The following is a 20,849-nucleotide window of genomic DNA, read 5'->3' on the forward strand; positions in this document are numbered from 1 at the left end:
TTCGCCTAGCTCGTCGTGCGTTTGCGGGCCAAGGGTGGGTTCTTGGCGAAGTAGGCCTCTATGCCTTTCATGATGGCATCGGCCAGTTGGTTTTGGTACGCCTCGGTGTTGAGCTTGGTTTCTTCGCTGGGGTTGCTGATGAAGGCGGCCTCCACCAACACGCTGGGGATATCGGGCGCTTTGAGCACGGCAAAGCCGGCTTGCTCCACCTTGTTTTTGTGCAGCTTGCCCACGCGCTTGATTTGCCCCAGCAGGTTGTTGCCTAGGTTCAGGCTGTCTTTGATCTGGGCGGTGGTGCTCATGTCCAGCAGGGCGCGCTGCACGGTGGCGTCTTTGGCGTGTACGTTGATGCCGCCAATCAAGTCGGCCTTGTTTTCCTTGTCCGCCATCCAGCGGGCGGTGCTGCTGGTGGCCCCTTTGTCGCTCAGGGCGAACACGCTGGCTCCCTGTGGCTGCGGGGTGATGAAGGCATCGGCATGCAGGCTGATAAACAGGTCGGCCTGCACGCGGCGGGCTTTTTGCACCCGGGTGCCCAGCGGCACAAAGAAGTCGGCGTCGCGCGTCAGGAAGGCGCGCATGGGGCTGCCGTTGACGCTGCTGTCGTTGATGCGCTCACGCAGCAAGTGGGCGATTTTCAGCACCACGTCTTTCTCTTGCGTGCCTGCTGGCCCTATGGCACCGGGGTCTTCGCCGCCGTGGCCGGGGTCTAGCGCGACGATGATGTAGCGGTCTGCGTTGTCCTCGCTGCTGCGGGACGGGGCTTTCTTGGCTGTGTCTTTGGCGGCATCTTTGGCCAGATCGCGGGCGTCTTTGTTGGCTTCGCGTTCAGGGTATTTTTGGCCTGTAGAGCCCGTGGAATAAGCTGGGAGTGCTACAGAATTGCTAGCAACGGTGTTGCTTGCTTCGGCGCGTTGGCGCTGGGCCAATAGTTCGGCAATGGGGTCGTTGTCTGCCGCAGATGGCACAGGCGCGTGGCCTTGCTCGGCCAAAAAGTTGCTCAGTGGGTCGGGGGCATCTTGCGGGTACAAGTCCAGCACCAAGCGGTGCTTGTAGGCACCCACTGGGTTGAGGCTGAACACCTGCGGCAGCATGGGGCGTTTGAGATCGAGCACCAGCCGCACCACGGTGGGCATGAATTGGCCCACCCGCACGCGGGCGATATTGGGGTCGTCCGACTGAACCTTGGCCACCAGCTCTTTGAGCGCCGCGTTGAGCGTGATGCCTTCTATGTCCACCGCCAGCCGGGGCGGGTTGGGCACAAAGGTCTGGTGGGTGATGAGGGCGGTGTCGGATTCGATGGTCACCCGTGTGTAGTCGGCCGCAGGCCAGACCCGCACCGTCATGATGGAGGCACCCCAGGCCAACTCCGGCAAGCCCAAACTCAGCACCAGCGTGCCGCCAGCGGCTTGGAGCCATTGGCGGCGTTGCAGCAGTGGGGCGGGGCGTTGCTGTGTCATGGCAAGGCTTCCAATGCGTCTATGAGCGCCAAACCCGCAGGGCTGTGGGCCGCCAGTTGCACATGGCGACTGTCTTCGCTCTCGGCGCTGTCCATGCGCAGCGTCACTTCCAAGTCGGGCTGGGGCAGCAGCGGCGCGGCTTTTTGTGGCCACTCCACCAGCTTGAGGCCGGGGCTGGCAAAGATGTCGCGAAAGCCAGCATCCTCCCACTCGCGGGGGTCGGCAAAGCGGTAAAAGTCGAAATGCCACACCTGCAGTGGCGGGGTGCGATCGTCCAATTCGTAAGGCTCCACCACGGCGTAGGTGGGGCTTTTGATGCGACCTTGCACGCCCAGCGCCCGCAGCAGGTGGCGCACCAGCGTGGTTTTGCCAGCGCCCAAGTCGCCATGCAGCGCCACGATGGCGTGCTGCAAAGCCGGGCTAGCCGCCCATGCTGTGGCGGCTGCCTGGGTGGCCGCTTCACTGGGCCAATGCCTTTCTACAATGCGGGGGTGGTGATCGATCACACTCATAAGCCTTGAACCATACCAGAAGCAACACCATGACTGAGCAAGAGGGCCACGCCATCGTGGAGCAGTTGCAGCGCTGGGGAGACGAGTTGGGATTTTCCCAAATCGGCGTGGCCGATGTCGATCTGTCCGATGCCGAGGCCGGTTTGCTCGATTGGCTGGACAAAGGTTTTCATGGCGAGATGGCCTATATGCAGTCGCACGGACTCAAGCGCGCCCGCCCGCAGGAGTTGGTGCCGGGCACTGTGCGCGTCATCACCGCCCGCATGGACTACTTGCCCCGCCACACCGCGGCCAACTGGCGCAGCCACGAATGGCAGCGCCTGCACACGGCCAGCGAGGCAGTGGTATCGGTGTACGCCCGGGGCCGCGACTACCACAAGGTGCTGCGCCAGCGCCTGCAGCAACTGGCCGAACGGCTGCAGCAGCAGGTGGGGCCGCTGGGGTTTCGTGTGTTCACCGATTCGGCCCCTGTCATGGAGGCCGAGCTGGCCCGGCGCAGTAGCCAAGGTTGGCGCGGCAAGCACACGCTGGTTCTGAACCGGCAGGCCGGTTCCTTGTTCTTTTTGGGCGAAATCTTCATCGACATGGCCTTGCCACTGACCGCCCCAACCAGCAGCCAAGGCCATTGCGGCAGTTGCCAAGCCTGCATCGATGTGTGTCCCACGCAGGCCATCGTGGCGCCGCACGTGCTTGATGCGCGCCGCTGCATCAGTTACCTGACCATCGAGCATGCAGGGCCTATCGCTCCTGCATTGCGTCCGTTGCTGGGTAACCGCATTTATGGCTGTGACGACTGCCAGTTGGCCTGTCCATGGAACAAATTTGCCACCACCAGCCGCCTGCCCGATTTTGATGCCCGCAATGGTTTGGAGGCCAGCAGCTTGGCGCAGCTCATGCGCTGGAGCGAGGCCGACTTCATGCAGCGGCTAGAGGGCAGCCCGATACGCCGCATAGGCTATGAGCGCTGGCAGCGCAACTTGGCCGTGGCTGCGGGTAACGCTTTGCGTGACAACGCTTTGTCAGCCTCTGTGCGTGCTGAGCTGTTACATAATTTGAATGCATGGTCTGTCACTGCCAGCACTTTGGTGCAAGAGCATGTGGACTGGGCTTTGCAAGCCTCTTGAAACGGAGTGAGTGTATGCACCCTTATCACCTGCTGGTGATTGATCCGCAAAACGATTTCATGGACGTGGAGGGCGCCGCCTTGCCTGTGCCCGGTGCCAGTACCGACATGACCCGGTTGGCGCGTTGGTTGCTGGGCCATCTGGATGAGGTGTTGCACATCACCATTACCTTGGACTCCCACCCCAGCTTGGCCGTGGAGCGCACCAGTTTTTGGCAGCAAGCCGATGGCAGTGCGGTGCAACCGTTTACCGTCATCAGCGCACAAGAGCTGGCCCAGGGGCGCTACCGGCCACGCCATGCGGACAAGCATCCCGGCCTCACCGCCGACGTGCTGCGTTACCTGCAAGCGCTGGAGGGCACCAGCCAGCGCCAACTGGTGGTGTGGCCCGTGCACTGTGTGCTGGGCACGTGGGGGCACAATATTTACCCTGCCTTGGCCGATGCCGTTGCCGCATGGGAAGCCCACACGGGGCGTTTGAGCCGCAAAGTGCTCAAAGGCCAAAACCCGCTGACCGAGCAATACAGCGCCTTCAAGGCCGAAGTGCCACGGCAAGATGACCCTCGCACCCAGCTCAATCTGGATCTCATTCGTGCCATCGCCACGCCCGACACTACGCTGCTGGTAGCGGGGGAGGCCCTGAGCCATTGCGTGGCAGCCTCGGTGCAGGATTTGATGCTCAATATGCCCGGCGAGCATTTGCGCCAAACTGTCCTGCTCACCGACTGCATGAGCCCCGTTCCGGGGTTCGAAGCCATGGGCGAGGCGTTCTTGGATGGGGCCCGTGCTGCAGGCTTGGCCACCCAAACCCTGCGCGATTTGGGTTGGCGCGAAAGTGGGCTGCAACCCTTGCTTTAGTGGTGGATATGCATCGGTTTGGTGTTTTTATTTGCGATATCTAACAAGTTAGCTATCACTCAATTTGAAACATGCTGTAAATTCGCTCCCACTTTTTCAAGGGTTTTCCCTTGTTTTTATGGAAGGGAAGAGGGTATGTTGCAAGTCACCACGTGGAATTTACGCAGCAAGCTAATCGGTGCGTTTGCACTGCTGATTGCGATTTTGCTGGGATTGGGTGGGGCCAGTTTGTGGGCTATGAGAGTGTTGGACAGCAACACCGATGACATAGCGGGCAGCTCACTGCCCGCGGTGGATGCAATCCAGGAAATGCGCTTTACCCTCAATCGCTTCAGGCGCTTGCAGTTCAACTACTGGATTGTGTATGAAAGCGACGAGAAAAAGCGGGAGTCAACTCGAAAGAACTTTGACAAGTGGGTGGGCATTTTTGATAAGCAAGTGAGCGAGTACGCCAGCCTGCTGCGAAGTCCGCAAGAGCGCGCACTGTACGAGGAGCTGAAATCCAAAGTGGCGCCTTTCTATGCCTCGCAAGCCAAAGTGATTGCCCTCATTGAGAAAGGCCCTGACGCACGCCAAGAGGCCTATACCTACACGTTTGGTGAGGCTGGTGACATGGCCACAGCGATTCAAAACACCATGGACGCTTTGCTCAAACTCAATAAGCAGATGGCGGCTGATTCGTATGAATCTTCCCAAGCTGTGTACAAGCGCGCTTGGATCACGGTGTTGCTCATCATTTTGGTGGGGGTGGCACTGGCTATGGCGTTGACTTGGCTTATTTTGCGCAGCGTGTTTGCCCAGCTTGGCGGCGAGCCAGCGGTGGCCACGCAAGAGGTGGCCTATGTAGCGCAAGGTCGTTTGGATCACCCAGTGGCTTTGCAAAGCCAAGAGCCCGACAGCTTGTTGGCCCAGTTGGGCCACATGAAGCAGGAACTGACCCGCATCGTGCGCACAGTGCGCGTGGCCGGTGAAAGCGTGGCCTCGGCCAGCTCGGAAATCGCCCAAGGCAACCAAGACCTCTCTAGCCGCACCGAGGCGCAAGCCAGTTCGCTGCAGCAAACGGCTTCCACCATGGAAGAGTTCAGCGCCAGTGTGCGCGAAAACGCCGAGCACGCCCGCCGTGCCAACCAGCTAGCCCAAGTGGCCAGTAGCGAGGTGGAACGCAGTGGTGAAACGGTGCAAGAAGTGGTGCAGACCATGAGCGGAATCAGCGAAAGCTCGCGCCGCATTGCCGACATCATCAGCGTCATCGACGGCATTGCGTTCCAAACCAATATCTTGGCTTTGAATGCGGCCGTGGAAGCCGCCCGTGCCGGTGAACAAGGGCGCGGTTTTGCCGTGGTGGCCACTGAGGTGCGCTCATTGGCTGGCCGCAGCGCAGAGGCGGCCAAAGAAATCCGAGGACTGATCTCTGCCAGCGTGGAGCGGGTGGACAAAGGCGTGGATTTGGTCAACAAAGCGGGTCAATCCATGCAAGGCGTGGTGCGCAGCATCCGCGAGGTGACGGACATCATCCGCCACATCACCCATGCCACCGACGAGCAAAGCACGGGCGTTGTGGCCATTAGCGAGGCAGTGGCGCAAATTGACCGCTCCACCCAAGCCAATGCGGCTTTGGTGGAGGAAATGTCTGCCGCAGCCCAGAGCCTGAGCAAGCAGGCCGAGCAGATGGTGCATGCGATGGACTTCTTCAAGCTGGGTCACGGGGGCGCTGACTATGCCAGTCCCCATCCTGCTACACCGCTGTTGCTGGCCTAAGGCTAGTCAGCTCAGCAAGGCCAAGCCAAACGGCAGGCTGGCCATGCCCAGCAACACCGAGAGCGTGACCAGCGCCCCCACAAAGCCACCGTCATAGCCCATGCGGGCTGCCAGCGCGTAGCAGCTCGATGCGGTGGGCAGGCTGGCAAATATCAGCACCACTTGGCTGGCAGTGGGAGGCAAATGCAAGAGCACGCACAGCCCCCACGCCACCAGTGGCAGTGCCAAGTGGCGAATGCCCAGCACCCCTGCTGACAGCACCTTGGCCTGTGCCAAAGCGCTCAACTGCATGCCTGCGCCTGCGGCCAGCAGCCCCAACGCCAAGGTGGCCGCGCCCATGCGCGACATGGGTGTTTGCACCCAAGCGGGCAGGTGGATACCCAGCACCGCCACCAGCAAGCCTGACACGGTGCCGATGATGAGCGGGTTGCGTGCCAACTCGCGCAGCACCCCAGTTTGCGCATGCTTGGCCATGGGCCACACAGCGCCCACATTGGCAATGGGCACGCCCACGCCGATGATGAGCGCCATGAGCTGCAGCCCCTCTGCACCAGCCACCCGTTCGATGATGGCCAAGCCCAAGATGGAGTGAAAGCGAAACGCCACCTGCGCCACGCCAGCGTGGTCGCGGTGGCTGAAAAACCGTGCGGCACCGGGCCAGTAGGGCAGGCTGTAGGACAGCGCAATACCCGACAACAACACCCCCACAGCCGCCAATAAACCGGTGGAGGCATGCGCCCAGTCGAGGGGGCTTTTCACGATGGAGTGAAACAGCAGCAGCGGAAACAGCAGGTAGTACACCAGCTTGTCCACCTGGTCCCACACAGTGCGGTTGAGGGCGGTGTAGCGGCAGATCAGGTAGCCACACACGATGAGCGAAAAATCGGGGAGAAGCAGTTGCGCGTAGTTCACGTTGGAAGCATAGCAGTCCATAGAGCGTGCCACTTTGGCATAGCATGCATGTCTCTATACGTTTGCACCTATGCCCGCCCGTCCGATTCCCACTGCGTCCCCTCTTTCCTCCACGCCAGATACTCAGACACCCGCTGCGCTGGGGCTGGCATGGCAAGACATTGATCGCTTCATCGACGCTCTGTGGCTCGAAGAGGGCCTGTCCAACAACACCTTGGCGGCGTATCGGCGTGATTTGCAGCAACTTGCCAAAGGCTGTGCGGGCCGCAAGCTGCTCGATTTGGGCGAGGCAGATTTGCGCCAATTCATCAGCGCCCAGCACGCCAGCACCAAGGCCACCACGGCCAACCGCCGCCTGACGGTGTTTCGCCGTTTTTACCGCTGGGCCCTGCGCGAACGCTTGCTGCAAGTCGATCCCACGCTGCGGCTAGAGCCCGCCAAAATGGCCGTGCGCTTGCCCAAAACGCTGACCGAAGCGCAGGTGGAGTCCTTGCTGGCTGCACCCGATACCGACACCCTGTTGGGTCTGCGCGATCGCACCATGCTGGAGGTGCTGTACGCATCGGGTCTGCGCGTGAGTGAACTGGTGGGCTTGCAGGTGTTCCAACTGAGCCTGAACGAGGGTTTGGTACGCGTCACGGGCAAAGGGCAAAAAGAGCGCCTCGTGCCGCTGGGCGAAGTGGCTTTGCTGTGGCTGCAGCGCTATTTGACCGAGGGGCGTCCCAGTTTGCTGGCGGGGCACGCCTCGCAAGATGTGTTTGTCAGCAGCCGGGGCGCGCAGGCTGGGCAAGCCATGTCGCGCGTTATGTTTTGGGGCATTGTGCGCAAGTACGCCTTACTGGCGGGCATTCGCGTGCAGCTCTCGCCGCACACCCTGCGCCACGCCTTTGCCACCCATTTGCTCAACCACGGGGCAGACTTGCGGGCCGTGCAAATGCTGCTGGGCCACGCTGACATTTCCACCACCACCATTTACACCCATGTGGCGCGTGAGCGCTTGGCGGCGCTGCATGCGCAGCACCACCCCCGGGGCTAGTTTTTGGTGCTGGTGGATGCATGGGCTCGCGCCCGTGCGGCGTGCAGCTTGCGGTAGCTGTCCATCAGGCGCTGGTGCCTGTCGAGCCCCTCTAGCTGCAAGCTGGTGGGCGTGAGCCCGTAAAAGCGCACGCTGCCATCGACCGAGCCCAGCACCGCGTCCATGCGCGGGTTGCCAAACATGCGGCGGAAATTGGCCACGTAGTCGTCCAGCGCCAGTTCATCGTCCAGCACTACTTCCAGCACCGCCCCCAGTGCTTGGTAGAACAAGCGCCGCTCGACCGTGTTGTCGTTGTACTGCAGGAAAGCGCCTACCAACTCCAGCGTCTCTTCAAACTGTTGTAGCGCCAAGCGGATCAGCAGCTTGAGCTCCAGCACCGTCAGTTGGCCCCACACGGTGTTTTCGTCAAATTCAATGCCAATGAGCGTGGCCACGTCGCCGTAGTCGTCTAGCTCGTTGCTCTCTAGGCGCTCCAGCAGTGCCTCCAGCGCGGCATCGTCTAGCTGGTGCAGGTTCAGGATGTCGGCGCGGAATAGCAAAGCCTTGTTGGTGTTGTCCCATACCAAATCTTCCACCGGGTACACCTCCGAATAGCCCGGCACCACGATGCGGCAAGCCGTGGCCCCTAGCTGGTCGTACACCGCCATGTAGGACTCCTTGCCCATGGACTGCAGGATGCCAAACAAGGTTGCCGCTTCTTTCTCGTTGGCACTTTCGCCTGTGCTGTCACTTGCGTTGTCGTCTTTGGCAGTGAAATCCCAGTCCACAAAAACGTAGTCTGACCGGGCGCTGAAAAAGCGCCACGACACGATGCCGCTGGAGTCGATGAAGTGCTCGACAAAGTTGTACGGTTCGGTCACCGCGCCGCTGTTGAAGGTGGGGCGGGGCAGGTCGTTGAGGCCTTCAAAGCTGCGGCCTTGCAGCAGCTCGGTCAGGCTGCGCTCCAGCGCCACTTGCATGCTGGGGTGTGCGCCAAAAGAGGCGAACACGCCGCCGGTGCGCGGGTTCATCAGGGTTACGCACATCACCGGATACTGGCCGCCCAGCGAGGCGTCTTTGACCAGCACCGGAAAGCCCTGCTCCTCCAGCCCTTGGATACCGGCCACGATGCTGGGGTAGCGTGCCAGCACTTCGGCGGGCACATCGGGCAGGGCTATTTCCTGCTCCAATATTTCGCGCTTGACGGCGCGCTCAAATATCTCAGACAGGCACTGCACCTGCGCTTCGGCCAGCGTGTTGCCCGCGCTCATGCCGTTGCTGGCGTACAGGTTTTCTACCAAGCTGGAGGGGAAGTACACCACCTGCCCATCGGACTGGCGCACAAAGGGCAGGGCGCAGATGCCACGCTGCACGTTGCCCGAGTTGGTATCGATCAGGTGCGAGGCACGCAGCTCGCCGTCGGGGTTGTAGATGGGCAGGCAATACGCGTCCAGCAGGTCTTTGGGCAGCGCGTCTTTGCGGCCGGGTTGGAACCAGCGCTCGTTGGGGTAGTGCACAAAGTCGGCCTTGGCCAACTCCGGCCCCCAGTACTGCCCGGCGTAGAAGTGGTTGCAGCTCAGCCGCTCGATGTACTCGCCCAAGGCCGAGGCCAAGGCGCTTTCCTTGGTAGAGCCCTTGCCGTTGGTAAAGCACATGGGCGAATGCGCGTCGCGGATGTGCAGCGACCACACGTTGGGAATGATGTTGCGCCACGAGGCAATCTCGATCTTGATACCCAGGTTCGCCAGCAAGCCCGTCATGTTGGCGATGCTTTGCTCCAGCGGCAGGTCTTTGCCGGGGATGTAGGTGGCCGCGCCATCCGCAAGCGTTGTCGGGTTGATGGTCAGCAGCGATTGCGCGTCGGCATCGAGGTTGTGCACCTCTTCGATGACGAACTCTGGCCCCTGCTGCACTACCTTTTTGACCGTGCAGCGCTCGATGGAGCGCAAGATGCCTTGGCGATCCGCCGTCGAAATATCGGCGGGCAGCTCGACCTGAATTTTGAAAGTCTGCTGGTAGCGGTTTTCCGGGTCGACGATGTTGTTCTGCGACAGGCGGATGTTGTCCGTGGGGATGTTGCGCGTGTCGCAATACAGCTTGACGAAATAGGCCGCGCACAAGGCCGACGAGGCCAAGAAGTAATCGAATGGCCCGGGTGCCGAGCCATCGCCCTTGTAGCGAATGGGCTGGTCTGCCACCACCGTGAAGTCGTCAAACTGGGCTTGCAGCCGCAGCTTGTCGAGAAAGTTGACCTTGATTTCCATGAAAACAATCCTGAATCGCCTCGCGCAACGAGGAGGCTACTGGGTTGGGGGTGTTGCCCCGTGGGTCGCTGAATGTATCCGATAGGCCAGTGACCTGTCTTTTACTGGTCACTGGCCAGTTTGGGGTATTGTGTATACCATTGAGTTTATTTTGCGACTGATTGGTATATGTCTCCATATTTCCCCTTGCTTCGCCGCGCCATGGCTTTGTGTGCACTGCTGGTGGTGACGGCTTGTACCTCTACACGTCCACCTGAGGGCATTACGCCCGTGTCTCCGTTCGATGTGCAGCGCTACGCTGGGCGTTGGTACGAAGTGGCGCGGCTAGACCATTCGTTTGAACGCGGCATGAGCGATGTGACCGCCACCTACCAGCTGCAGAGTGATGGCAGTGTGCGGGTGCTCAACCGCGGCTTTGACAGTGCCAAAAACGACTGGCGCCAAGCCGTGGGCAAGGCGCTGTTCACGGGCGATGCGAGCACCGCTTCGCTCAAGGTGTCGTTCTTTGGGCCGTTTTACGGCGGTTACCACGTGGCCGCGCTCGATGCCGATTACCAGTGGGCGCTGGTGGTGGGGCCAGACCGCGGCTATTGCTGGATTTTGTCGCGCAGCAAGCAACTCACGCCTGCTGTGCGCGAGCAACTGGCCGCACGTGCGCAAGCGCTGGGCATTGATGCGCAGTCCCTCATTTGGGTGACGCACGACCGCACGGACCCGCAACCCTAAGCAAGCAGCAGCCCTCTTGCACAGGGCGGCCATGTGGTGCATGTGTTCGACAAAAGCCGTGGCCCTGCCGTGGGGGCACTGCGGCGGGCTTTGTAAACCTTTAGGCCACCAGTGATTCGGCCCAAGCCAGTGCTTGCAGGTGAGCCCAGTTCACTTGGTTGCTGGTCAGGTTCAGTTGCTTGCACAGGCGGGAAAAGGTGGCTTCATCGCTTTGCTCACAGGCTACCACCAGCGCCAGGTGGAGGGCCAGTGGGCCGGTTTGCAACAGCAGCGCTTCGGTGATGCTGGCAGGCAGCAGCATCTGGGCCAGTGCGGTGTCCATGGGAACGCCCAGCATGGTATCTAGCAAAGAAAAAATCCCCACCACAAAGGCGTTGTCGGTGTCGTCGCTGCTGGCTTCGGTTTCGCTGAGCAGCAGCTCCATCATGCGCCCGCGTACCACGGCGGTACTGCCCACAGCCGCTGCGCTTTGGTTGGCGTGCGAGGTAGTCAGCAGCAGAGCCGACCATTTGAAGAGCTTTTGCAGCCCCAGCAGCATGACGGCGTGGCGGAAGGAGGTGACCTCGGTGCGCATGCCAAAGCTGGCGGAGTTGATAAAGCGCAGCAGGTTGAATGAGAGTGTGGGGTCGCGTTTGAGCACTTCTTCAATCTCGGCTGTGCTGGCCTGCTGGCGCACCAAGTTGATAAGCTGCAAGATGGACGACTGGCTGGAGTGAATGCGCTGTCCCTCCACCAGCACGGGGTTGGCAAACCAATAGCCTTGGAACAGGTCTATGCCCAAGGCGTGCAGGGCGCGGAACTGGGCATCGGTCTCCACCTTTTCGGCTACCAATTGCACAGGCGGGCCATCGTTGCGCGCACTGTGCACGATTTGCGCCAACTCGCTGATAGGGAAGGCTTGGTTGTCCAGCTTGATGAAGCTGGCCAGCTCGCGCCAAGGGGCATAGCTTTTCTGCAGCACCGTATGGTCAAAGGCCAGTCGAAAGCCCTTCTGCCGCATTTTTTGCAGCGTGGGAGCCAAGTCGGCAATGCTGCTGGTGCTGTTTTCAGGCAGCGGAGGTATTTCCAGCACCACGTGCTGGGGCGATACCAAGTCCAAATGCCCACTGGCCAAGCTGGTGTGTGTGCAGTTGATGAACAGGGTGGGGTAAGTGTTCAGGCCGCCATCGTCCTGCGCCACCATCAAAAAGTTGAACAGCAACTGTGCATCGCTGGCTGCTGTGTGCTCGCCCGAAGGGCGCGAGCGGTTGAACAGCTCGTAGGCGACGACGCTGCGCTCTTTGTCCACAATGGCTTGGCGGGCGATGGACATGGGCTCAGTTTGCAGGGGTAGGGCGTTGCTCATGCTGGTTTTGTAGCAGAAGTTGTTCGAGTTCCGTAGCGCTAAAGCCCGCTTGGGCGCGTGCTTGCAGATTAAACGGTGGTTTGGGTTTGGGCGCGCGGTAGTGCTGGGCAGCATAGGCGTAAAAGGCGTGGGGTTCGCGCTGCTCGCGTTCGCACAGCCAGTAAAACCAACGGTTGCCCGTGGCCACATGGCCAATTTCTTCGCGCAGTATGGTGTCCAACACTGGCAGTAGGGCCAGGGCATCGGGTGAGCCCACGCGGCGCAGTTTGTCTTGGATGACAGGGGTGGCATCCAGTCCGCGCGCCTCCAGCGTGCGGGGAACCAGCGCCATGCGGGCGGTGATGTGGTGGCGGGTGGCGCTGCACACATCCCACAGGCCTTGGTGGGCGGCAAAGTCGCCATAGGCGTAGCCCATGTGTCGCAGGCGTTCTTGTAGCAGGCTGAAATGCTGCGCCTCCTCATAAGCCACTTGCAGCCAGTCTTGGTAGTAGCTGGTGGGCATGTCGGCAAAGCGCCACACCGCATCCAATGCCAGGGCGATAGCGTTGTACTCAATGTGGGCAATGGAATGGGCCAGTGCAGCCAGTCCGTCACGGGTGTAGGGGGAGCGGCGCGGCACGTCCTGTGGCGCTACCAACTGCAGCTGGGGTGGGTTACCGGGTTGGGCATCGTCGTACTGCAGGTGCAGCGCGACGTGGGTATCCAAGCGGGTCTCGTGCCGTTGCTTGAAAAGCGCCAGCACCGCCTCCACCTTGGCTTGGGGGTCTGAGAGAGAAAATGCCTGCAAGGCAAGGTTGCGCAAGTCCATCTCTACAATTCTAGGTTTATCAAGCAGCGCCGCCGCGTATGGCCTGATAGCAGGCCAGCCATGACTGGAGAAAACAATGTCCGAACTACACAAATTCCTGTTTGAAGGCCTGCCTGTGCGCGGTGCCATCGTGCGCCTGACTGATGCGTGGCAAGAAGTGCTGCAACGCCGTGCCAACAACACCGAAACAGGTCCCTATCCACTGGCCTTGCAATCTTTGCTGGGTGAGATGTCCGCTGCTGCGGTGCTGATGCAGTCCAGCATCCAATTTGATGGCGACTTGGTACTGCAAATCTTTGGCGATGGCCCTGTGAAAGTGGCGGTGGTGGAAGTCGGGCCAGACCTGTCTTTCCGCACCACGGCCACTCTGCAGGGCGAAGTGGCTGACCATGTGCCACTGAGCCACATGGTCAACACCACGGGCCAAGGCCGTTGCGCTATCACGCTGGATCCGTCCGATGCGGGTAAAGAAGCTGGTCAGCAACCCTATCAAGGTGTGGTGCCACTCTCCGATCCACAGGGCAAGCCCTTGCACCACGTAAACCAAATGCTGCAGCACTACATGCAGCAAAGCGAACAGTTGCCCACCACCTTGGTGCTGGCTGCAGACGACAAGGTGGCTGCAGGCCTCTTTATTCAGCGCCTGCCGCTGGAAGGCACGGGCAACCTGCAAGGCCAAGGTGTGGTGTTGACCGACGAGGAGCTCGATGAGCACTACAACCGCATCTCGATCCTGGCCAGCAGCCTCAAGCGTGAGGAGCTATTGGGCTTGGATGTGGAAACCATTTTGCGCCGCCTGTTCTGGGAAGAAGACGTGCGCCGCTTTGCGCCCGATACCCCGCGTTTTGATTGCTCCTGCAGCATGGAGCGTGTGCAGCGCATGGTGCAAAGCTTGGGCCGCGAAGAGGTGGAGGCCATTTTGGCCGAGCGCCCCAATATCGAAGTGGGCTGCGAGTTCTGCGGTGCCCAGTACCGTCTGGATCCGATTGATGCCGCTCAACTGTTTTTGGCACCTGAGCATCGGCACGACCAAGGTGCGGGGCGGCATTAAATAATACTTTTAGCTACAGTTATAGACATTTGTTTCACTACTGCGGTTAAGAAAGCTTTCACTAATAGACAGCTCCACTGACAATGAATAGATCCAGCTATCTTTAACGAAGCTGGGAGTCAGGGAGCCATCTAAAAATGAAACAGCGCTTCATTGCAGCTAGTGTCTTGGCCGTGGCATTGCCAATAGCGACCTATTTTGGCCGCTTGCTGTTGCCAATTGATTTACACCAGCAGCCTTTGCTGGTTACGTTTATTCCTGCCATGCTGGTAGTTGCTTTGCTGGGCGGTAAGTGGCCTGGCTTTTTAGCTACTGCTGTAACCACCTTGCTGGCAGCATTCAGTCTGTCGCCAGAGACCCCCTTCTTTGTTTTCAGTGAGGATGATTTATACCGCTTAGGAATGGTTGTTTTCAGCGGTTTATTGGTCAGTGTTTTGGCGCAAAAAATGCTGGATAACAAAACCTATTTGCAGCGCCTCCACGCGCAAGCTGCAGACCAAGAGCGCCGCTTGCGCACGGTGCTGGAAACATCTCCAACCGGAATTTACGAAACCGATGCCCAGGGGGCTTGTGTGCTGGTGAATAGCACTTGGCAGGGATTTGCGGGTTTAACGCAGGAACAGGCCTTGGGCAGTGGGTGGTTGCGTGGCATCCATCCCGAAGATAGAGACAAAGTGTCCAGTGCGTGGGAACACATGGTCAAAGCAGGAGGGCGTTGGGCACTCGAATACCGCATGCAGAACTGCATCACTGGGGTTGTTACTTGGATATCGGGAACGGCAGCGCCGATTTGCCAAGCTGATGGTCATATCACTGGCTATGTGGGGGCCAATAACAACATCACAGCCCGTAAGACGGCAGAAAAGCATTTGCGCATGAGCGAAATGCGCTTTCTGTCGTCGATCTCGAACGTGCGGGACTACTCCATCATCTTTTTGACAACAGATGGTTTGATCGAGTCTTGGAACGATGGGGCCAAACACGTTAAAGGGTACGAGGCCGAGGAGATTATTGGCAAACCCATCAGTGTGTTTTACACGCCTGAGGATGTGGCGACTGGCAAGCCTGAGCGGCTGTTGCAGCAGGCCAAGCTCCAAGGTAGTGCCAAAGACATGGGGCAGCGTGTGCGCAAAAATGGTGAACGTTTCAGTGCCGATGTGGTCATCGTTGCCTTGAACGATGAAGATGGTCATTTCAATGGCTATGCCAAAGTGGTGCGTGATATCTCGGATCGGGTGGACAGTGAAAAAGCCTTGCGGGACAGTTGGAACCGCTTGAGGGCTGCGGCATCGGCGGGCATTATTGGTATTTGGGATTGGGATTTGCAAACCCAACACTTGTACTGGGACAGTGTGATGCACAAGCTCTACGGAGTCTCTGAGGAAGACTGGGAGGGCGTGTATGGGGCTTGGCTGCGTGCCGTTCACCCTGACGATGTGGCTTATGTCGAGGGGGAGATGCAAGCCGCTTTGCGGGGCGAGCGGGACTATGCCCCGGAATTTCGCATCGTATGGCCCAGTGGCGAGGTGCGGTATATCAAGGCCGCTTCGTACACTACTTTTGATGATGGTAAGCCGCTGCGTATGGTGGGGGTGAACTACGATGTGACAGCCCTTAAAACCGTCGAGCACGATTTGACGGTGGCCAAAAACAAGGCTGAGGCCGCCAGCCGTGCCAAGTCCGATTTTGTGGCCAACATGAGCCACGAAATACGCACCCCCATGAATGCCGTGATTGGCTTGTCGCAATTGCTGCTCGATAGCGAGCTCGACACCCGTCAGCGTGACTATTTGACCAAATTGCACACGTCGGCGCGATCACTGCTGGGCATTCTCAATGACATTCTCGATTATTCGAAGATGGAGGCGGGCAAGCTCGATATCGAGTCAGTGGATTTCTCAATGGTCGAGCTATTGGAGAACATTTCCACCTTGTTTGCTTTGGCCGCCGACAGCAAGGGTTTGGAGCTGGTGTTCGATATCGCATCCGACATTCCGATGGTGCTGGTGGGCGATTCCCTGCGCCTGCGACAGATCATTAACAACTTGCTGGGCAATGCCATCAAATTCACCAGCAAGGGCTACGTCCAGTTATCCATGTCGGTGCAAGAGCGATTAGGCGATCGCATCGTGCTCCAAACTACGGTGCGCGATACCGGCATTGGCATGAGCACAGAGTTGCAAGCACGCCTATTCCAAGCCTTTGAGCAAGCCGATGCCTCTACCACCCGCCAATATGGGGGCAGTGGCTTGGGTTTGATCATTGCCCAACGCTTGGTGGAGCTGATGTCGGGGACGATGGTGGTGGAGAGTGCCCCCGGCTTTGGAAGTGCCTTCACCTTCACAGTCGAGCTCAAGGTCTCGAAAACGCCCATGCAACCCCGTTCAGCGGCTAGCTTGCAGGGAATGCGCACGCTCATCATTGATGACCAAGAGGCGGCCTGCTTGGCCATGTCCAACCTTATTAGCGCATGGGACTTTGATGTGGATGTGGCCCATTCCAGCCAAGAAGGATTGGATAAATTTGTCGCTGCCCTGCAGCGCAATATGCCTTACGAGTTGGTCATGCTTGATTGGCGGCTACCGGAGATGGATGGCATTGAATTGGCACACCACATGCGGGAAGAGGAAACCCTGTGGGCTACGCATCACTCGCCTGCCATTGTGGTCATGGTGACGGCTTACGGACGCCAAGATGTGGCCAAGCTCTCACCCGAAGTGCGCTTGGATGCCATTTTGGACAAGCCCATCATCCCTTCGCAGCTATTGGATTTGGTGAGCAGTTTGCAGCAGGGGATGGGCGGGCCTCAAGCATTTGAAGACTGGGGCGATTTGCAGCGCAATCGCATGAAAGCCTTTGCCATACGCGGTGCCACAGTGTTGCTGGTGGAAGATAACCCTACCAACCAATTGGTGGCCTACGCCTTGCTCGAAAAATTAGGACTGCGCATTGTGATTGCGGGCAGCGGTCAGGAAGCGATTGAGCAGAGCAAAGTTCATACTTTTGCGGCTATTTTGATGGATTTGCAAATGCCTGGTATGGGGGGGATAGAGGCAACGCGGTATATCCGAACTCTGCCGCAGGGGCAGAGTGTCCCCATCATCGCGATGACTGCGGCCACCCTGCCATCGGATCGGCAAGCCGCGCAGGAGGTGGGCATGAATGATTTCTTGCCCAAGCCGATCGACGTTACCGAGCTTACCAGTGTGCTGCTGCGCTGGATCCAACCCACGCAGCACGAGAGCGTTGCCATGCTGGATGCAGCGCAGCCCTTGGCGCAGCGGAAAACATCCTTTTTTGTGGCTGGTTTGGCGCTCCCAGAAGCTGCGGCCCGCCTAGGGGGCGATTGGGGCTTGCTGCGTCGCATCGTGCAAAGCTTTGCCATCGACATGTACAAGGTGCCCCAAGAGTTGCAGCATCTGCTATCACAAGGGCGCATGCAAAGCGCCAGCGAACTGGTGCATACCGTCAAGGGTGTTGCCAAAACCATTGGCGCTACCGAGTTGGCCGTACTGGCTGAGCAGCTCGAAATGGAAATGCAGCAAGGACTCTCGACATCGCACAACGCCTTTGCATTGGCGCTGGTCAATGTGTGCGACGCCATTCGCAGGTTGCCCGCTGACGACATGGCACAGCCTGCGCGTGATCTGCCCAAAGAGCGTATGCAGGCTTTGCTGCACGATATTCATACCGCCTTGCAGCAGTCTAGGTTTGTGTCGCCGAAATGGTTGGAAGAGTTGGGGGCTGGCGTATCTACCCCTGTACAACACATCGTGTACAGCAAGCTGTTGGCACAAATTGAGGCGCTGTCTTACGACACCGCACTGAGCACATTGCAGGAGTTGGCCTCATGTTGCCAACTGGAAATAGGTGAATAGAGCCATGGATGCACTCATGACCTTGCAGCAGTCCACGTGCCATCGGATTTTGATTGTGGACGACACGCCAGCCAATATTCAGGTTGTTGCAAGCGCCTTGCACGAAGACTATGAGGTGCTCATTGCCAGCAGCGCGCGCAAAGCGCTGGAGCTGTTGAAGCGAGAGCACAAGCCCGATCTCATCTTGCTCGATGTGATGATGCCCGATATGGATGGCTACACCCTGTGTGGTCAACTCAAACAGGATCCCGAGTTGGCCGATATCCCGGTGATTTTCATCACCGCCTTGTCTGGCTCTGCCGATGAGACCAAAGGCTTGAGCGTCGGTGGCAGCGACTTCATTTCCAAACCGATCAACGTGGCCGTTTTGCGTGCCCGAGTCAAAACCCATTTGGCGCTCAAGCAGCATGCGGATTTGTTGCGCAGCATGGTGTATGTGGATGGATTAACGGGGGTTGCCAATCGCCGGCGATTTGACGAGGCCTTGCAAACGGCCTATCGCAACTGCGTGCGCCATGCCAAGGACTTGAGTTTGTTGATGATTGATGTGGATTACTTCAAGCGCTACAACGACTATTACGGCCACCAAGCAGGAGACCAGTGCTTGCAAAAAATAGCTACCGCCTTGAGCTCAGTGCTGCACAGGGGCTATGACCTGGTGGCCCGCTATGGCGGGGAAGAGTTTGTGTGTTTGGTGCCAGAGTGCGATTTCACCTCTGCCCAACGCATGGCCGAAGCACTGCGCGCTGCCGTTTTGGCTTTGGATATTGCGCATGCCGATTCCCCCATTGCGCCGCGTGTGACGGTCAGTGTCGGGGTTTCGACCGGGCGTGCAGATCGCTGCCACAGTCCGCACGTCTTGCTAGAAAAAGCCGATGCTGCACTGTATGAGGCCAAACGCCAAGGACGCGACAGGGTAGTGGCGACAGCGCTGTGACCCACTGCTGAGCCCATGTCGCGCCACTAGAGATCGGGGGCGCCAGTCTGGCGGAAGGGAATTTATCGGAGAATCTCAACACCAACGTCCCCCAGAGAAGCATGCCGCAGCACCCACCTTTTTATAAAAGCCATCGCCTTGTTGTCTTCGTTGGTACGCTCTTGTTCGTGGGGTTTTTGGCAATCACCTTCAGCAGTTACTGGGTCTCGCGTCAAGCTGTGCGCAGTGCCATCGTCGACCAAGAGTTGCCTTTGGCGGCCAGCAATATCTACGCCGAAATCCAAAAAGACTTTGTGCGCCATGTGCAGTTGGCTTCCACCATGGCCAACAACACTTTCTTGCGTGACTGGATGCTCCATGGTGAGCGGGATGTGGCGGCTCTCACCAAGTACCTGCGGGAGGTCAAAGGGCGCTACGGTGCCTTTACCAGCTTTGTGGTGTCAGAGCGCACAGCCAACTACTACACCGGTGAAGGCATTCTGAAAAAAATCTCGCCCCAAGAGCCCCGTGATCGCTGGTACTACCGCGTGCGCGGCATGCAGGTGCCTTACGAAATCAGTGACGATCCTGATATGGCGCACAAAGACGCCATGACCATTTTCATCAACTACCGCATGCACGACCCCCAAGGCCACTATCTGGGTGTGGCCGGTGTGGGCATCACATTCGATGCGGTGCACCGCATCGTGGCTGACTACCAGAAACGTTACCAGCGCACTGTCTATTTTGTGGATGCGCAAGGGCGCATGGTGCTGGCGGACGCGAACAACCGCAACGCACCGCAACAAACCAATCTGTCAGATCGGCCAGGCTTGGCGCGCCAGCTGAGCACCATCTTGGCAGGCAAATCTGGCAGTTACGACTACCACTATGCCAACCGACACTACTTGCTCAATGTGCACTACATCCCAGAGTTGCAGTGGTATTTGTTTGTAGAAAAAGACGAATCCGAGGCATTGTCCAGTGTGCACCGTGCGCTCTATGTCAATTTGCTGATTTGCAGTGTGGTAATGGTGGTGGTGCTGTCGCTGGCGCACCTGATCGTCAAACACTACCAGCGCAATATGGAGCTCCTCGCCACTACTGACGAGCTGACGGGGTTGCTCAACCGGCGTGCGTTCTTCCTCGTGATGGAGCGCCACATGGTCAACTACCAGCGCGATGCCAAGCCTTTTTGTTTGTTGTTGATCGATATCGACCACTTCAAAACCATCAACGACCGCTACGGGCACGATGTGGGTGACCAAGTGCTGCGTCTTGTAGCCGAGTTGCTGCGCAACTCATTGCGCCGCTCCGACATTGCAGTGCGCTGGGGGGGCGAAGAATTTTTGGTGTTCCTGCAGGGGTGTGAGATCGCAGACGCCATGCAGATGGCCGATGCTTTGCGCCTTGCTGTAGAACAAGCGAGCCTCAAGGTGGGGGATTTGAATATCCAACTCACACTGAGCGTGGGCGTGAGCGGCTACGCCGACGATGAGAGCACCGATGCCTGTATCCAGCGGGCGGATATGGCGCTGTATGAGGCCAAAAAAACCGGGCGCAATCGGGTTTGCTCTGCCTAAGCGGTGGGAGCCAGCAGGGCCCTGAACAAAGCCCTCTCCCCTTCGGGGTGCGAGCAATTTTCGCAGCGGTGCCACAAGTCCAGCGCAGGGCTTGCGTTCTGCACGGGCTCTAAGGCACGGCGGATAGCGAGTACGGCCTGGGTGGTGCGCTCCAGACCTTGGCCACGCACCACGCTGAAGGGGATGCCCGCTTGGGCCAGCACCTCGCGCAGGCGGCGGTCTATGCGCTGCTGCATCTCCCGCCCATCGCGCTGGATGCCGTCGGCCTGCCACGGCAAATCGGTGGCCAGTACCAGCGTGACGGGCATGGCGCGCTGCCACGCCAGTGCCAAGGGGTAGAGGCTGTCGTCACCCAGTATCACGTCGCTGTAAATAGCGGTCATCAGCGCCGTGGTGTCGGTTACCACGTGGTGGGTGCGCAGCGCGTGTTGGATGCGCTCTTGCTGTGTCAGCGCAATGTGGGTTTGTTCGGGGCCACGCGGCAGGCGTTGGTGCGTGTCGCACCACTGGCGCAGGTATTCGCCAACCAGCTGGGTGCGCTCGGCTTGCAGCACCCCGCTGTGCAGCAAAGCGTGCTGCAGGCTGGTTTTGCCCGTGCACTCTGCGCCCAGTAAGGCAATACACAGGTGCTGGGCCGTCACGA

The 20,849-nt window shown here is 59.1% G+C and carries 16 protein-coding genes; 9 read left to right on the top strand and 7 right to left on the bottom strand.

What is annotated here, in order from left to right:
- Positions 1-5: 5 nt before the first annotated feature.
- Positions 6-1,457 (bottom strand): N-acetylmuramoyl-L-alanine amidase, encoded by a 1,452-nt coding sequence (locus tag KIK84_RS00475; protein WP_214121025.1) that lies wholly within the window; start codon positions 1,455-1,457, stop codon positions 6-8.
- Positions 1,454-1,969 carry a tRNA (adenosine(37)-N6)-threonylcarbamoyltransferase complex ATPase subunit type 1 TsaE gene (tsaE, locus tag KIK84_RS00480; RefSeq protein ID WP_214121026.1) on the bottom strand — a complete coding sequence of 172 codons (516 nt, stop codon included), beginning with the start codon at positions 1,967-1,969 and terminating at the stop codon, positions 1,454-1,456. The genes KIK84_RS00475 and tsaE overlap by 4 nt, the downstream gene beginning before the upstream one ends.
- Positions 1,970-1,998: 29 nt before the next feature.
- Between tsaE and queG the strand changes: the two genes are divergently transcribed.
- The 3 genes from queG (at position 1,999) to KIK84_RS16755 (ending at position 5,708) form a co-directional block, all read left to right on the top strand.
- Positions 1,999-3,093 (top strand): tRNA epoxyqueuosine(34) reductase QueG, encoded by a 1,095-nt coding sequence (queG, locus tag KIK84_RS00485; RefSeq protein WP_214121027.1) that lies wholly within the window; start codon positions 1,999-2,001, stop codon positions 3,091-3,093.
- Positions 3,094-3,107: 14 nt separating this feature from the next.
- The gene (locus KIK84_RS00490) at positions 3,108-3,950 is read left to right on the top strand and encodes a cysteine hydrolase family protein (RefSeq protein WP_214121028.1); all 843 of its coding nucleotides are present in this window, start codon (positions 3,108-3,110) and stop codon (positions 3,948-3,950) included.
- 135 nt (positions 3,951-4,085) lie between these two features.
- Complete coding sequence (locus KIK84_RS16755; protein ID WP_284150450.1) at positions 4,086-5,708, top strand: methyl-accepting chemotaxis protein; 1,623 nt, start codon at positions 4,086-4,088, stop codon at positions 5,706-5,708.
- Between the two features lie 6 nt (positions 5,709-5,714).
- Here KIK84_RS16755 and KIK84_RS00500 read toward each other — a convergent pair whose 3' ends face one another.
- Positions 5,715-6,641, bottom strand: a complete 927-nt coding sequence (locus KIK84_RS00500) for an AEC family transporter (RefSeq protein ID WP_250207660.1) — start codon at positions 6,639-6,641, stop codon at positions 5,715-5,717.
- Positions 6,642-6,690: 49 nt separating this feature from the next.
- Between KIK84_RS00500 and xerD the strand changes: the two genes are divergently transcribed.
- Positions 6,691-7,656: a site-specific tyrosine recombinase XerD gene (gene xerD / locus KIK84_RS00505; RefSeq protein WP_214121029.1), complete on the top strand. Its 966-nt coding sequence runs from the start codon at positions 6,691-6,693 to the stop codon at positions 7,654-7,656.
- Here the strand turns inward: xerD and KIK84_RS00510 are convergent.
- A complete protein-coding gene (locus tag KIK84_RS00510) occupies positions 7,653-9,899 on the bottom strand; it encodes an OsmC domain/YcaO domain-containing protein (RefSeq protein ID WP_214121030.1) in 2,247 nt (748 codons plus the stop codon). The genes xerD and KIK84_RS00510 overlap by 4 nt on opposite strands.
- A gap of 168 nt (positions 9,900-10,067) precedes the next feature.
- Between KIK84_RS00510 and KIK84_RS00515 the strand changes: the two genes are divergently transcribed.
- Positions 10,068-10,625 (top strand): lipocalin family protein, encoded by a 558-nt coding sequence (locus KIK84_RS00515; protein ID WP_214121031.1) that lies wholly within the window; start codon positions 10,068-10,070, stop codon positions 10,623-10,625.
- 100 nt (positions 10,626-10,725) lie between these two features.
- Here KIK84_RS00515 and KIK84_RS00520 read toward each other — a convergent pair whose 3' ends face one another.
- The gene (locus KIK84_RS00520) at positions 10,726-11,970 is read right to left on the bottom strand and encodes an EAL and HDOD domain-containing protein (RefSeq protein WP_250207661.1); all 1,245 of its coding nucleotides are present in this window, start codon (positions 11,968-11,970) and stop codon (positions 10,726-10,728) included.
- Complete coding sequence (locus KIK84_RS00525; protein ID WP_214121032.1) at positions 11,942-12,778, bottom strand: ferritin-like domain-containing protein; 837 nt, start codon at positions 12,776-12,778, stop codon at positions 11,942-11,944. The genes KIK84_RS00520 and KIK84_RS00525 overlap by 29 nt, the downstream gene beginning before the upstream one ends.
- Before the next feature lie 76 nt (positions 12,779-12,854).
- Here KIK84_RS00525 and hslO point away from each other — a divergent pair, with 76 nt between their 5' ends.
- The 4 genes from hslO to KIK84_RS00545 all read left to right on the top strand — a co-directional run bounded on the left by hslO (position 12,855) and on the right by KIK84_RS00545 (position 20,206).
- Positions 12,855-13,829 carry an Hsp33 family molecular chaperone HslO gene (gene hslO, locus KIK84_RS00530; protein WP_214121033.1) on the top strand — a complete coding sequence of 325 codons (975 nt, stop codon included), beginning with the start codon at positions 12,855-12,857 and terminating at the stop codon, positions 13,827-13,829.
- Positions 13,830-13,966: 137 nt separating this feature from the next.
- Entirely contained in the window at positions 13,967-17,707 is a 3,741-nt protein-coding gene (locus KIK84_RS00535) for a PAS domain S-box protein (RefSeq protein WP_214121034.1), read from the top strand.
- 4 nt (positions 17,708-17,711) lie between these two features.
- On the top strand, positions 17,712-18,644 hold the full coding sequence (locus tag KIK84_RS00540) for a diguanylate cyclase domain-containing protein (protein WP_250207662.1): 933 nt from the start codon (positions 17,712-17,714) through the stop codon (positions 18,642-18,644).
- A gap of 176 nt (positions 18,645-18,820) precedes the next feature.
- The gene (locus tag KIK84_RS00545; protein WP_214121035.1) at positions 18,821-20,206 is read left to right on the top strand and encodes a sensor domain-containing diguanylate cyclase; all 1,386 of its coding nucleotides are present in this window, start codon (positions 18,821-18,823) and stop codon (positions 20,204-20,206) included.
- Here KIK84_RS00545 and KIK84_RS00550 read toward each other — a convergent pair.
- A complete protein-coding gene (locus KIK84_RS00550; protein ID WP_214121036.1) occupies positions 20,203-20,847 on the bottom strand; it encodes an AAA family ATPase in 645 nt (214 codons plus the stop codon). The two genes, KIK84_RS00545 and KIK84_RS00550, sit on opposite strands and share 4 nt — an antisense overlap.
- Positions 20,848-20,849 lie beyond the last annotated feature (2 nt).

The organism is Curvibacter sp. CHRR-16, assembly GCF_018474005.1.
Classification (GTDB): domain Bacteria; phylum Pseudomonadota; class Gammaproteobacteria; order Burkholderiales; family Burkholderiaceae_C; genus Allorhodoferax.